The organism is Herminiimonas sp. NPDC097707, from assembly GCF_044761395.1.
In the GTDB taxonomy this organism is placed as follows: domain Bacteria; phylum Pseudomonadota; class Gammaproteobacteria; order Burkholderiales; family Burkholderiaceae_D; genus Oxalicibacterium.
The window spans coordinates 113,676-126,603 of record NZ_JBIWCI010000002.1; the positions used below are offsets into that span (position 1 = coordinate 113,676).

9 protein-coding genes are annotated in these 12,928 nt (G+C 52.6%); 3 read left to right on the forward strand and 6 right to left on the reverse strand.

Going from position 1 to position 12,928, the window contains the following annotated elements; translation table 11 throughout:
* The first annotated feature begins 4 nt into the window (after positions 1-4).
* Positions 5-1,144 carry a UbiH/UbiF/VisC/COQ6 family ubiquinone biosynthesis hydroxylase gene (locus ACIQW9_RS14000; protein WP_402338300.1) on the forward strand — a complete coding sequence of 380 codons (1,140 nt, stop codon included), beginning with the start codon at positions 5-7 and terminating at the stop codon, positions 1,142-1,144.
* An 84-nt stretch (positions 1,145-1,228) separates the two neighbouring features.
* Here ACIQW9_RS14000 and ACIQW9_RS14005 read toward each other — a convergent pair whose 3' ends face one another.
* Positions 1,229-1,558, reverse strand: a complete 330-nt coding sequence (locus ACIQW9_RS14005; protein WP_402338303.1) for a hypothetical protein — start codon at positions 1,556-1,558, stop codon at positions 1,229-1,231.
* Positions 1,559-1,912: 354 nt separating this feature from the next.
* Here ACIQW9_RS14005 and ACIQW9_RS14010 point away from each other — a divergent pair, with 354 nt between their 5' ends.
* A complete protein-coding gene (locus ACIQW9_RS14010) occupies positions 1,913-3,241 on the forward strand; it encodes a D-amino acid dehydrogenase (protein ID WP_402338621.1) in 1,329 nt (442 codons plus the stop codon).
* 19 nt (positions 3,242-3,260) lie between these two features.
* Here the strand turns inward: ACIQW9_RS14010 and ACIQW9_RS14015 are convergent, their stop codons facing one another.
* The gene (locus ACIQW9_RS14015) at positions 3,261-4,100 is read right to left on the reverse strand and encodes a formate dehydrogenase accessory sulfurtransferase FdhD (RefSeq protein WP_402338304.1); all 840 of its coding nucleotides are present in this window, start codon (positions 4,098-4,100) and stop codon (positions 3,261-3,263) included.
* A gap of 228 nt (positions 4,101-4,328) precedes the next feature.
* On the opposite strand from ACIQW9_RS14015, the gene ACIQW9_RS14020 reads away from it, so the two are divergent.
* The gene (locus ACIQW9_RS14020; RefSeq protein ID WP_402338307.1) at positions 4,329-5,165 is read left to right on the forward strand and encodes an EamA family transporter; all 837 of its coding nucleotides are present in this window, start codon (positions 4,329-4,331) and stop codon (positions 5,163-5,165) included.
* A gap of 105 nt (positions 5,166-5,270) precedes the next feature.
* Here ACIQW9_RS14020 and fdhF read toward each other — a convergent pair whose 3' ends face one another.
* The 4 genes from fdhF to frc all read right to left on the reverse strand — a co-directional run bounded on the left by fdhF (position 5,271) and on the right by frc (position 12,847).
* Positions 5,271-8,111, reverse strand: a complete 2,841-nt coding sequence (gene fdhF, locus ACIQW9_RS14025; RefSeq protein WP_402338310.1) for a formate dehydrogenase subunit alpha — start codon at positions 8,109-8,111, stop codon at positions 5,271-5,273.
* 32 nt (positions 8,112-8,143) lie between these two features.
* Positions 8,144-9,847: an NADH-ubiquinone oxidoreductase-F iron-sulfur binding region domain-containing protein gene (locus ACIQW9_RS14030; RefSeq protein ID WP_402338312.1), complete on the reverse strand. Its 1,704-nt coding sequence runs from the start codon at positions 9,845-9,847 to the stop codon at positions 8,144-8,146.
* Positions 9,848-10,015: 168 nt separating this feature from the next.
* Positions 10,016-11,158 (reverse strand): ABC transporter substrate-binding protein, encoded by a 1,143-nt coding sequence (locus ACIQW9_RS14035; protein ID WP_402338314.1) that lies wholly within the window; start codon positions 11,156-11,158, stop codon positions 10,016-10,018.
* Positions 11,159-11,596: 438 nt separating this feature from the next.
* Positions 11,597-12,847, reverse strand: coding sequence for a formyl-CoA transferase (frc, locus tag ACIQW9_RS14040; RefSeq protein ID WP_402338317.1), 1,251 nt, complete (start codon positions 12,845-12,847; stop codon positions 11,597-11,599).
* Between the last annotated feature and the right edge of the window lie 81 nt (positions 12,848-12,928).

A 12,928-nucleotide genomic window follows, 5' to 3' on the forward strand; every position in this document is an offset into this window, starting at 1 on the left:
CGATATGCAAACCGATTTCGACATTGCCATTTGCGGTGCCGGCCCGGTAGGGCTGACGCTTGCCGCATTGCTGGTCAAGCGGGGAGTTGCGCCTGAGCGACTCGCATTGATCGATGCAAAAACCATAGAGCAAACCTCGCGCGATCCACGCTCGATTGCCTTGTCTTACGGCAGCAGACAGATATTTGAAACGATGCACGCATGGCCGATTGCAGCAACGCAAATCAACCAGATACACGTTTCGCGCCGCGGCCATTTCGGCCGCACAATGATAGAGCGTGAAGAATACGATTTGCCGGCGCTCGGTTATGTCATGCGCTACGGCGCCATCGTCACGACCTTGAATGCGCAGGTATCCACGCTTGGGATTTCCCTGCTCCGCCCGGCAAGCGTCAGCGCTCTGGTCGAAAACGATGATGCCGTCACAGTTACCTTTACTGATCGCGAAGCCATCACCGCCAACATCGTCGTGCAAGCCGAAGGCGGTATCTTTACAGAGCAAACAAAAAAAACCACACATCGCGATTACGGACAAACAGCCATCATCGCGCATGTCAACGTCAGCGCACCGATTTTACATCGCGCCTTCGAGCGCTTTACGAATGAAGGTCCATTGGCGCTCCTGCCGCAGGAAGATGGTTATGCGCTGGTGTGGTGTGTAAAAACGGATACCGCACAAGGCCTGCTTGCATTGAGCGACGCACAATTTACGGAAGAACTGGGAACTGCATTCGGCACGCGCCTGGGACGCTTTACCGCGACGACACAACGCAATGCTTTTCCGCTAGGCCTGAATGCGCACGCCGATGCATCGGCAAGGATTGTTGCGATCGGCAACGCCGCACAAACGCTGCATCCGGTCGCGGGCCAGGGCCTCAATCTCGGTTTGCGCGATGCCACCGTGCTGGCGCGCTTGCTGGCCAGGCAGGCGGAGCCGGCAGCCTTGCAGGAATTTTCAGCCAGTCGCCTGACTGATCGCAATGCAACCATACAGTTGACCGACATCATGGCAAGAATTTTCGCAGCGACATCTGCCGGAGGAATCGCGCAAGCCTTGCTGGGATTGTCATTGGGGCTGGTCGACGGCATCAAGCCGGCGAAAAAATTGCTGGCAGAACGGATGATGTTTGGCCAACGTTCCTGAAGGGCAAAAACAGTCCGCACCAATAAAAAAGCCGCTCATTAACCAGAGCGGCTTTTTTATTCGCAAGTTACGGACAAAAGGTGATCAAACCCCTACTTCTGCACGCTGGAATTCAGCCCAATTAACCGTCGCTGCTTTTTTTGCGCCATTGTCGGTCATCGTTCTGAAACAACGCGCCTTGGTGCTTTGAATCGCATCAATCAGGAAATCTGCGTCATATACTCTCAGCAAATGCGCTTGATGCGTTTCCATATAGGTCTTGATGCGATCGCGTTCGCACGGCAGGCTTTGCAACGCATGGAAAACATCGCTATCCCAGTGCCAGCTCAGGCCGAGTTCGTAAAACGCTGCATTGTAAGCAGCCAAATGACATTCAACTGCGTTGCCTATCGGGCATTGTTCAAGTTCGACCATTGCACTTCTCCTTCGGTGTATGTGCACGTCATTGCAAAAACCAGTCCGTACTTCCTTTTGCAGACTCACGGGCACATCGTAATGGCTAAAAATGATTAGGTATAGTTAAAGTATTTAATCAAGATCATTACTTATAACTAATGATAATAGCTGTGCCGGAAATATACTTCCCCCAATGAAAACCGGCATGGGAGAATGAATTTCAACGCTTTATCGCAATTCTTGACAGTCGTCATAGGCAATGACTTGTCGAGCACGGTATTGTTTTATCTTCCGGCCGAATACAGCAAGCAGGCAGCATCTGCGACGCTGGCCCGCAGGCATCTTACGAAACATCTCGGGATTGATCGCGTCATGAAAGTCATCGTTTTAGGTTCGGGCATTATCGGTACTGCATCGGCATGGTTCTTGAACAAGGCTGGTCACGAAGTCACCGTCATTGATCGCCAACCCGGCGCAGCGCAGGAAACCAGTTTTGCCAACGGCTGTCAGATTTCGGTATCGCACGCTACGCCATGGGCAAATAAAACTGCTCCGATGACCATACTCAAATCACTGGGCAAGGAAGATGCACCTTTGCTGTATCGCTTCCGTGCCGAATGGCTGCAATGGAAATGGGGCATGAATTTTCTGCGCGAATGCATGCCCGCACGCACCGTGCACAACATCCGCCAAATTGTTGCAATCGCCGAATACAGCCGCCAGACCTTGCAGGCTGTGCGCAGCGAAGTCGACATAGACTACGACTGCCTGACGCGCGGCATCCTGCATTTTTATACCAGTCAAAAAGACTTTGACGAATCCCTGGCATCTGCTGCCGTGATGCGCGATCTTGGTTGCCCACGCACCCCGATGACAGCCGACGAAGCCGTCAAACTGGAGCCGGCATTGGCGCATATCCGCCCACAGATCGTCGGCGCAGATTTCACCGAAACCGACGAATCCGGCGATATCTATAAATTCACCACCGGCCTGGCACGCAAGGCACAGGAACGTGGCGTACACTTCCAATTCAGTACGACCGTGACGCGGCTGATCACAGAAGGCAGCGGCGCTGCGGCACGTGTGACGGGGGTAGAAGTCATCGATGCAGAAGGCCGTCATCAGACGCTGCATGCCAATGCATTTGTGATGGCGCTGGGCAGTTTTTCCGTGGCACTACTGCAACCGCTCGGCATCAAACTGATGATCTATCCAGGCAAGGGTTATTCGGCCACCTATCCGCTAATGAACGCCGAGCTGGCGCCTACCGTCTCGCTGATCGATGATGGCTACAAACTGGTGTTGTCGCGCCTGGGCGACAAACTGCGCGTAGCAGGCACCTGCGAATTCAACGGCTATACGAGAGAATTGAATGACACACGCTGTGCCGCGATTACACGCCGCACCCGCGAGTTATTTCCGGACGCCTGCGACTATGAGCAACCGGCATATTGGGCCGGCTTGCGCCCATTGACGCCCTCCAACGTGCCTTACATCGGCAAAACAAAGTTCAGCAATCTATTCCTGAATACCGGGCACGGCTCGCTAGGCTGGACGATGGGTTGCGGTTCGGGTCGCGCCATTGCAGACATCATTTCCGGTCATCAACCTGACGTCGATTTTGCTTTTGCCGGCATGGCGCCGCGCAAGATGTCCGGGCATGCCTTAATGCCGGTCCGCCACGATCGGCACACTGTCTGACAACTACATTCTGCTGAATTTACGGCGCCGTTTCCAGCGCTGCCACGTCATCAAAGATGATGCGATCGACACCGCTCAGCAACAGGAAATGTTTGCCGCTGCAGCGTGCGATCAGCGACATGTTCAAACGCTCTGCCACCATATGTCCCATTTGCGTGGCGCCCGAACGGGACAGCAAAAACGGTATGCCCATCTGCGCGCCCTTCATGACCATTTCGGAAGTGAGACGGCCGGTAGTATAAAAAATCTTGTCCTCGCCACCCACGCCATCGAACCACATCTTGCCGGCGATCGTATCAACTGCATTGTGACGGCCCACATCCTCGACAAACTGAATCAGTTCGCCGGCAGCCGAAAACAATGCGCAACCGTGCACTGAACCTGCCCGCTTGTACACGGAACGATGCGTACGTATGGTGTCTATGACTTTATATAAAGTAGATTGCTTCAGACGTGCATCGGACGGCAGGGATATCGAATCGACTTCATCCATCAAACCACCGAACACCGTGCCTTCGCCGCCACCTGTCGTGACCGTGCGTTTGGAAGTACGCTCTTCAATATTATCGATACCGTTACGCGTCACTACTGCTGCTGCATCGACATCCCAATCAACTTGCACCGACAAGATATCTTCGATATTCCTGATGAAGCGCTGATTGCGCAAATAACCCAGCGTCAAGGCTTCTGGCGCACCACCAAGAGTCATCAGAGTCACCAGCTCGCGCTTGTCTACATAGATCGTCAATGGCTGTTCGGCAGGAATCGAAATCGTCGATATGCGGCCGCGCTCATCCATGACTTCAACGTCATGTGTCAGCTTGCGAACCGCGTTAGATAAAACTGGACGAGCACTCATAGATAACAAATTCAAAAATAGTACGACTGCACTTAGCAAGTGGATAAAAACCCGATATCGTGATTATCGCATTACAAGGTCCGCTCAGGCATGGAAGTAGGAAGAGCTACCTTATCTCCCGACAACGATCCTGCATGCACAGACACCTCCCGGGAGCATTACAAGTATCATGGATGCCTCTCTTCCTTACCCGCCCTCAATGAAGCATCCTTCTTGCGCTTGCATGGCATGAGCCCTTTTGTCCTCGCATTGGTACTGTGCGCCGCACTCTTGCACGCCTCCTGGAACGCCTTGCTAAAAAGCAGCGCCGATAGGCTCGGCTCTCTGGCCCTGATGACGATAGGTGCAGGCTTGGGGGCTTTGCCACTCATATTTTTCCTGCCGCTGCCGCTCACAGCAAGTTGGCCCTTCATCGCCTTATCGGCAGTACTGCATACTGGCTACAACTTATTCCTGATACGTGCATATCAAATCGGCGACTTTAGTCAGTCCTACCCGATTGCACGCGGCTCTTCGCCTTTACTCGTGACACTCGGCGCTGCGCTGTTTGTCGGTGAAGAAATGAGCATGTTGACTCTGCTCGGTGTGATCCTGATTTCAGTCGGGATCATCAGCCTCGCACACATCAAGAATCATATGAGTCTTGCAGGCCCTACCGCAGCATTCACCACCGGCGCCTTCATCGCGGCGTACACCATCATCGATGGCATGGGTGCACGTGCATCGGGCAACGCACTATCCTATTGCGGCTGGCTGTTTGTGCTCGATAGCATACCGCTTGCATTGATCTATCTGCGGCGACACAGACGTCTACCGATTACCTTGGGTGTCAGCGAAACATGGACTGCACTCGGCGGTGGCGTCATGTCGTTGCTGGCTTACGGCATCGTGATCTGGGCAGTCACACTGGCACCGATGGGAACCGTATCGGCATTGCGCGAAACATCGGTGTTGTTTGCCGCACTGATAGGCTGGTTATTCCTCGGCGAAAAATTAAGCATGCGACGAATACTATCTTGCTTGCTGATTACAGCCGGCGCTGTCGTACTGGGATTGCACCTTTAGCATCCGCATCAAACGTTCAAAAAATACTCACCCAAATAAAAACCGGCACTTGCTGCAAGAGCAAATGCCGGTTTTTTAATACTAACTAAACTGGACTAAATCGCTTTAGTTGAGCGCCAGATTCTTGGTCAGGTTTTCCAGGGCTTGACCACCACCGTAGCTGGTTTGCACCGGTGCCGCACCGCCAAGGTGGATACGGATGGCGCAGTACTTAAACTCTGGAATCTTGCCGAACGGATCAAGCGCAGCATTCGTCAAACGGTTAATTGCCGCTTCGTAGTAGCAGAACGGTACGAATACCGCACCACGTGGCGAGCTATCGTCCGCACGTGCATACAGAGAAACTTCACCGCGACGCGATTCCAGCGTGATGATATCGCCCGGTTTGCCACCCATGTTTGCCAGATCGAGCGGATGGATCAGCGCGATTGGATCCGGCTCAATCGAATCCAGCACGGTTGCACGGCGAGTCATACTGCCGGTGTGCCAGTGTTCGAGTTGACGACCTGTGATCAGCACCATAGGGTAGTCGCTATCCGGACGTTCTGCCGCAGGAATAATATCTGCAGGAACGAAACGTGCGCGACCCGATTCACGCGGGAAGCTATCCACAAACACGACTGGCTCACCTGGATCGCCTTCTTTTTCGCATGGGTAGGTCACGGAATCTTCACGCTCCAGACGTTCCCATGTGATACCAGCAATGCTAGGCATGGTGTGGCGCATTTCATCGAATACTTCCGACACATGCTTGTAGTTCCAGTCGCAACCAAGGCGATTTGCCATTTGCTGGATGATCCACAGATCCTGCTTGGCCTCACCCGGCGGATTCAGTGCCTGGCGACCCATTTGCACGGTACGGTCAGTATTCGTGAAGGTGCCGGTTTTTTCCGGGAATGCGCTAGCCGGCAAAATAACGTCGGCCAGATAAGCAGTTTCGGTCAGGAAGATATCCTGCACTACCAGATGATCCAAAGCGGCCAGAGCTGCACGCGCATGGTTGGCATCCGGATCGGACATCGCCGGGTTTTCACCCTGCACATACAGACCGCGGATTTTGCCGTCGGTGATGGCGTGCATGATCTCGACCACAGTCAAACCCGGTTCCGGATCCAGCAGGTCTACCGACATATTCCATGCTTTTGCAAAGTTGGCGCGAATTTTTGGATCGCTGACGCTTTGGTAATCCGGATATACCATCGGGATCAAGCCAGCGTCGGATGCACCTTGCACGTTGTTTTGACCGCGCAATGGATGCAAGCCGGTGCCAGGGCGACCAATTTGGCCTGTCATCAACGACAGGGCAATCAGACAGCGCGCATTGTCGGTACCGTGGATATGCTGCGATACGCCCATACCCCACAGAATCATCGATGCTTTGGATGTTGCGTACAGACGTGCAACATAACGCAGCGTTTCTGCATCAATACCGCAGATAGGCGCCATCAGTTCAGGTGTGTAGCCTTCGACGTTTTTGCGCAATTCTTCGTAACCGATGGTACGGCTTTCGATGAACTCTTTATCGACCAGATTTTCAGTGACGATCACGTTCATCATCGCGTTCAACATGGCAACGTCGGTATCAGCCTTGAATTGCATGAAGCGATGCGCGATACGCGACATGTCTGTGCGACGTGGATCGCAAACAATCAGCTTGGTGCCGTTGCTGACTGCATTCTTAATCCAGGTTGCAGCAACAGGATGGTTCACGGTTGGGTTGGCACCAATGATGATGACCACTTCTGCCTTGGTGACGTCCATCACTGGGTTCGATACTGCGCCGGAGCCGATACCTTCCAGCAACGCAACGACTGACGATGCATGGCACAAGCGCGTGCAGTGATCGACGTTGTTGCTGCCGAAGCCGGTACGCACCAATTTCTGGAACAGGTAGGCTTCTTCGTTACTGCCTTTAGCCGAGCCAAAACCGGCCAGCGATTTTTTGCCGTGCGTGTCGCGGATTTTGGCGAAATTGCCGCCGGCAACTTCCAGCGCCTCTTCCCATGTCGCTTCGCGGAACACTTCCATCACGCGCTCCGGATCCATGATGAAGTCGCCACGTTTAGGCGCATCAGCACGACGGATCAAGGGCTTGGTCAGACGATGTGGATGGTTTGCATAATCGAAACCATAGCGACCTTTGACGCACAGACGCTCGCGGTTGGCTGGGCCATCGCGGCCTTCAACGTAGAGAATCTTGTTGTCTTTGATGTTGTAAGTCAGTTGGCAACCGACGCCGCAATACGGGCAGACGGAATCAACTTGCTTGTCAGGGACATTCATTCCGACATCGCGTGCCGGCATCAGCGCACCGGTTGGGCATGCCTGTACGCATTCGCCGCAAGCGACGCAAGTCGACGCGCCCATAGGGTCGTCCATGTCGAACACGATCTTCACATGATCGCCGCGGAAAGCCAAGCCGATCACGTCATTCTCTTGTTCATCGCGGCACGCACGTACGCAACGCGTACATTGAATACACGCGTCGAGATTGACCGTCATCGCAGGGTGCGAGAAATCGGGAGCGACTTTTGCACGCGCTTCAAAACGCGGCTTGCCGACTTCCATTTTCGCAGCCCATTCGTCCACTTCATTGTGGCGCGTATAGTCGGCTTCCGGCATATCGGACTGCAACAGCTCCAACACCATTTTTTGCGATTTCACTGCGCGTTCGCTTTCGGTATTTACTTTCATACCGTTAGTCGGATTGCGGCAGCATGAAGGAGCCAGGACACGTTCACCATTGATTTCAACGACGCATGCGCGGCAGTTGCCTGCCGTGTCCATGCCTTCTTTGAAGCAAAGATGCGGAATCTCGATGCCTTCGCGCTTGGCGATGGTCAACAGCGTATCGGTTGCACGGCCGGTTACTTCACGACCATTCAATTCAAACGTAACTGTCGGCACTTCGAGTTGTGCCATTTCGCTTCGGGTAATTGCGTTCATTATCTTTTCACCTTAATCCGGGGGCTACGTACTTAAGCCAACTCATGCGGGAAGTACTTGACGACACAGTCGATAGGGTTGGGCGCAGCCTGACCCAAACCGCAAATCGACGAATCGCGCATGACTTGCGAGAGATCTTCCAACAGACCAACATCCCACTTCGGCTTCTGAATCAATGCCGATGCCTTGGCGGTACCGACACGGCACGGAGTACATTGACCGCACGACTCATGCTTGAAGAACTCCATCATGTTGCGTGCTGCCTGTACTGCAGTATCTTTATCGGACAGGACGATAACAGCCGCAGAACCGATGAAGCAGCCGTATGGTTGCAAGGTATCGAAGTCGAGTGGAATGTCGTTCATCGAAGCTGGCAGAATACCGCCCGATGCGCCACCTGGCAGATAGCCGTAGAGAGTCTGGCCATCCGGCATGCCGCCGCAATGTTCATCGATCAATTCCTGAATCGTGATACCGGCTGGAGCCAGTTTGACGCCAGGATTTTTCACGCGACCGGATACAGAGTAGGAACGCAAACCTTTACGACCGTTACGGCCATGCGATGTAAACCATTCGCCGCCTTTTTCCAGAATGTCGCGCACCCAGTACAGCGTTTCAAAGTTGTGTTCCAGCGTAGGACGACCAAACAAACCGACTTGCGCCACATAAGGTGGACGCAGACGCGGCATACCGCGCTTGCCTTCAATCGATTCGATCATCGCGGATTCTTCACCGCAGATGTAGGCACCGGCACCACGACGCAGGAAAATTTCCGGCATGTTGGCGATAGGAGGATTAGCCTTCAGTTTCGCCAATTCAGCTTCCAGCATAACGCGGCAGCCGTGATATTCGTCACGCAGGTAAATATAAATTGTTTGAATGTCGACTGCCCATGCAGCAATCAGCATGCCTTCGAGGAAACGATGCGGATCTTTCTCGAGATAGACGCGATCCTTGAACGTACCTGGTTCGCCTTCATCGATATTGACCGCCATCAGACGCGGGCCTTTTTCGCCGCGCACGATGCGCCATTTGCGACCGGCTGGGAAACCTGCCCCACCCAGACCGCGCAAGCCTGAATCTTCCATCGTTTTGATGACGGATTCGACATCACGCTCACCGGAAATACATTTCTTCAGCAGCTCGTAGCCGCCAACTTTGTTGTATTCCAAGAAATCAACCACTTCAGCGACAGGTTGCGTAATTTGATTACTGCCAACTGCTGTTGCTACTGAATCGACTGTTGCCTGAATGATCGGATTTTGACCGACTACCACTACCGGCGCCTGCTCGCAACGACCAACACAAGGTGCAGCGATCACGCGCACTTCCTTGCCCAGAATTTTTGGCAGCTTGGCCAGCAGATCGCGTGCACCACCCATTTCACAAGACAAGCCGTCGCAGACGCGAACGGTCAATGCCTGCGGCGCTGTGTCGCCTTCTTTAACGATATCGAAGTGGTGATAGAAACTCGCCACTTCATAGACTTCAGTTTGTGACAGACGCATTTCCTGCGCCAGCGCAGCCAGATGACTGGAAGCCAAATGACCAAACTTATCCTGAATTTTGTGCAGGTGCTCAATCAGCAAATCTGCTTGACGCGATTCATCACCCAATAGCGCGCGCACTTCTTCCAACGCAACCGGATCAACCCGACGACCTTTAGGCGCCTGACGCTTGCGCTCTTTCGTATTAACAACTTCCTGCACTGCAATTGGGATGACTTTGTGGTTCATAATAGTTCCTAATCAACTTACAAACACCGGACCGTTATCCGGGTTTTATCAACGTGCGCTTTGTATGACTTACAGATCGCAAAGATTTTTCCTTGCGATCACCTCACTGCCAACATCTGTCCTGCTCATTACCAATATCTACCAACAGCAAACGATTTCAACGTATTTTCAGCGTATGTATCGTCCGTCTTTTCCTATCAGGGTCAACTCGACAAAATTGCTGCCGGTGTGATTCTTCTCGCTATAACTGAGCGATAAACCCCCCATATCAACCCGCTGCATGGCTTCCAATCCGCGCATAAAACTGTCGCGCGTCAGATTGCGCCCCGCACGGCGCAAACCTTCAACCATGACTTTCGCCGACAAATATCCTTCCATTGCGGCATAAGAAACTGTTGCGCCTGTGGCCTTCGCCGCAAGCTGGAACTCTTTACCCAAACCATTCGACGCCAAATTCGGCGGCGGTGTCACTTGCGACAAAATCACACCTGCCGCATCAGGCCCCAGATCCTTGATGAAATCCTGTGACGAGTTATTCGACAGCGTCATGATCTGCATCCTGCCACCATGTGCGCGAACCGCCTTGATCACATCGACCGTATTCGCTCCCGAACTCACAATGATCAGTGCATCCGGCGCTGCTTTTACCAACTTGAGCGCAACCTCATTCACGTTCGGTTTCAAACGCGGAAAGATTTCAACAAAAGCGGGCGTCAATTTATATTCCGCCATCCCTTTGTTAAAACCATTGAGCCCATCGAGCCCTAGCGCATCATCCTTTTCGTACGTCAGCAAACCAACGTTTTTAAATCCAAGCGTTTTGAAATGCTCAATCGCTTTGACTACTTCATCCTGATACTTTGCCCGTACATTGAATACCCAGCGATTAACCGGAGTATGCAAACTTTCTGCTCCTGTACTCGGCGCAATCAGCGGCACATTGCTGGTCGCCAGTTGCGGCAGGATCGCAAGGGTGTGCGGCGTACCGCGACTTTGAAACAATGCGAAAACTTTGTCCTTCTCTATCAGCACCTTGGCATTAGCGCGCGATTTTTCCGGCAAATACTGATCGTCCAGCGTACGTATTTCAATCTTGCGGCCGTTTACGCCGCCTTGCCTGTTGACGGCGGCGATATAAGCATGCGCACCCTCATTCATTTCTTTGACCGTGCCGGCAACCGTGCCGGTCAGACCGATGGTTTGGCCTATCAGGATCGTGTTATCCGTGACCCCATCTTCGGCATAAGCCACTTGCAAAACACCCGCAATCAACAATGCTGCCGGTAGTACTTGCCTCCATCGCCTGCTCATCGGCCTTCTCCTCAGAAAATCCATATATGCTTTTTTTTACATAACTTAGGCATCTTCAGGTGCGCGTATATTATCGAGGCGCACCCACTCTAAGCATTGACCGAGATCAATTTTCCACATGATCTAGAGTACATATGCGTATTCAGTCATCAAAAACAATAAGAAAATCCTTCTTCCGCCCTTATTTTCAAGTTAAAAAGAATCATTCTCATTTGATCCGCTTGTTAACGCCCTTTAGCATGCTATCTCAAAATGCTGAGAGCGCCTATTCAAGTACTGCATCCCCTCGTGCTGAAATAAACATATATTGCCATTTCAATTAGCCATGCATTCCACTTTTTTGGATCGCACTTGACGCCCATCATCCAAAATAAAAAAAGCCTCCACCCATACGGGTAGAGGCTTTTTCATAACAGCGGTTAATGCCTGTTTTTTATCTCAAGAGATCACACCCTCTTTACGCAAGTCGGCAATCTGTTCTGCACTATAACCAAGTTGGCCGAGCACTTCTTCAGTATGCTCGCCCAGCAATGGTGAACGCGTCACATCGGTTGGACTATCCGACAGCTTGATCGGATTACCGACCGTCAGATATTTGCCGCGCACAGGATGATCAACCTCGACGATCGTACCTGTTTCACGCAAGGATGGCTCTTCAGCGATTTCCTTCATCGACAAGATCGGGCCGCAAGGGATGTCGAACTTGTTGAGAATATCCATGGCTTCAAACTTGGTTTTGGTCTTGGTCCATTCCTCAACAGCCGCGAAGATATTTTTCATATGATTGATGCGCAAGGCCGGTGTTGCGAACTCCGGATTTGTCAGCCACTCTTCTTTGCCAATCACTTTGCAAATTGGCTCCCAGACGGCACCTTGATTGACAAAGTAAATGTACGCATTCGGATCCGTTTCCCAGCCTTTGCATTTCAAGATGGAACCAGGTTGGCCGCCACCCGATGCATTGCCGGCACGTGGCACGGAATCACCAAATGGAGTATCTGGATATTGCGGATATTCCTTCATGACGCCAGTACGCTCCAGACGTTGCTGATCGCGCAGCTTGACTCGGCACAAGTTCAACACGGCATCCTGCATAGGTGCCAGCACTTTTTGCCCACGACCGCTTGTCTGCCGCTGCAACAGTGCCGCCAGAATGCCCAATGCCAAATGCAAGCCAGTACCGCTATCACCGATTTGCGCGCCGGTCACCATTGGTGGGCCATCGTCAAAACCGGTTGTCGATGCAGAACCGCCGGCGCATTGGGCGACGTTTTCATATACTTTGCAATGCTCGTACGGGCCAGGACCGAAACCCTTGACCGAAGCCACGACCATCTTTGGATTGAGCTCGTGAATACGTTCCCAGGTAAAACCCATGCGATCGAGTGCGCCGGGCGCAAAATTCTCTACCAGCACATCGCATTCCTTGATCAGGGTTTCGAGCACTTGCTTCCCTTTCGGGTTTTTGGTGTCGAGCGTGATGGAACGCTTGTTGTGGTTGAGCATCGTGAAGTAGAGGCTGTCTGCTTCCGGAATGTCACGCAATTGACCGCGCGTGGCATCGCCTTCACCCGCACGCTCCACCTTGATGACATCCGCACCGAACCACGCCAGCAATTGGGTACATGTCGGCCCCGATTGCACGTGTGTAAAATCAAGAATGCGATAGCCGCTTAATGCCTTACTCATTCACTACTCCTATTTTGGACCAGAAGCGAGAGCGGACAGATGTCCGCCCGTGCCATGTTGAGCTAATAAAATATTGCGCAT

Coding starts and splice junctions, on each gene's coding strand:
- ACIQW9_RS14000 (WP_402338300.1), top strand. CDS start 5: ATGCAAACCGATTTCGACATTGCCATTTGCGGTGCCGGCCCGGTAGGG.
- ACIQW9_RS14005 (WP_402338303.1), bottom strand. CDS start 1,558: ATGGTCGAACTTGAACAATGCCCGATAGGCAACGCAGTTGAATGTCAT.
- ACIQW9_RS14010 (WP_402338621.1), top strand. CDS start 1,913: ATGAAAGTCATCGTTTTAGGTTCGGGCATTATCGGTACTGCATCGGCA.
- ACIQW9_RS14015 (WP_402338304.1), bottom strand. CDS start 4,100: ATGAGTGCTCGTCCAGTTTTATCTAACGCGGTTCGCAAGCTGACACAT.
- ACIQW9_RS14020 (WP_402338307.1), top strand. CDS start 4,329: ATGAGCCCTTTTGTCCTCGCATTGGTACTGTGCGCCGCACTCTTGCAC.
- fdhF (WP_402338310.1), bottom strand. CDS start 8,111: ATGAACGCAATTACCCGAAGCGAAATGGCACAACTCGAAGTGCCGACA.
- ACIQW9_RS14030 (WP_402338312.1), bottom strand. CDS start 9,847: ATGAACCACAAAGTCATCCCAATTGCAGTGCAGGAAGTTGTTAATACG.
- ACIQW9_RS14035 (WP_402338314.1), bottom strand. CDS start 11,158: ATGAGCAGGCGATGGAGGCAAGTACTACCGGCAGCATTGTTGATTGCG.
- frc (WP_402338317.1), bottom strand. CDS start 12,847: ATGAGTAAGGCATTAAGCGGCTATCGCATTCTTGATTTTACACACGTG.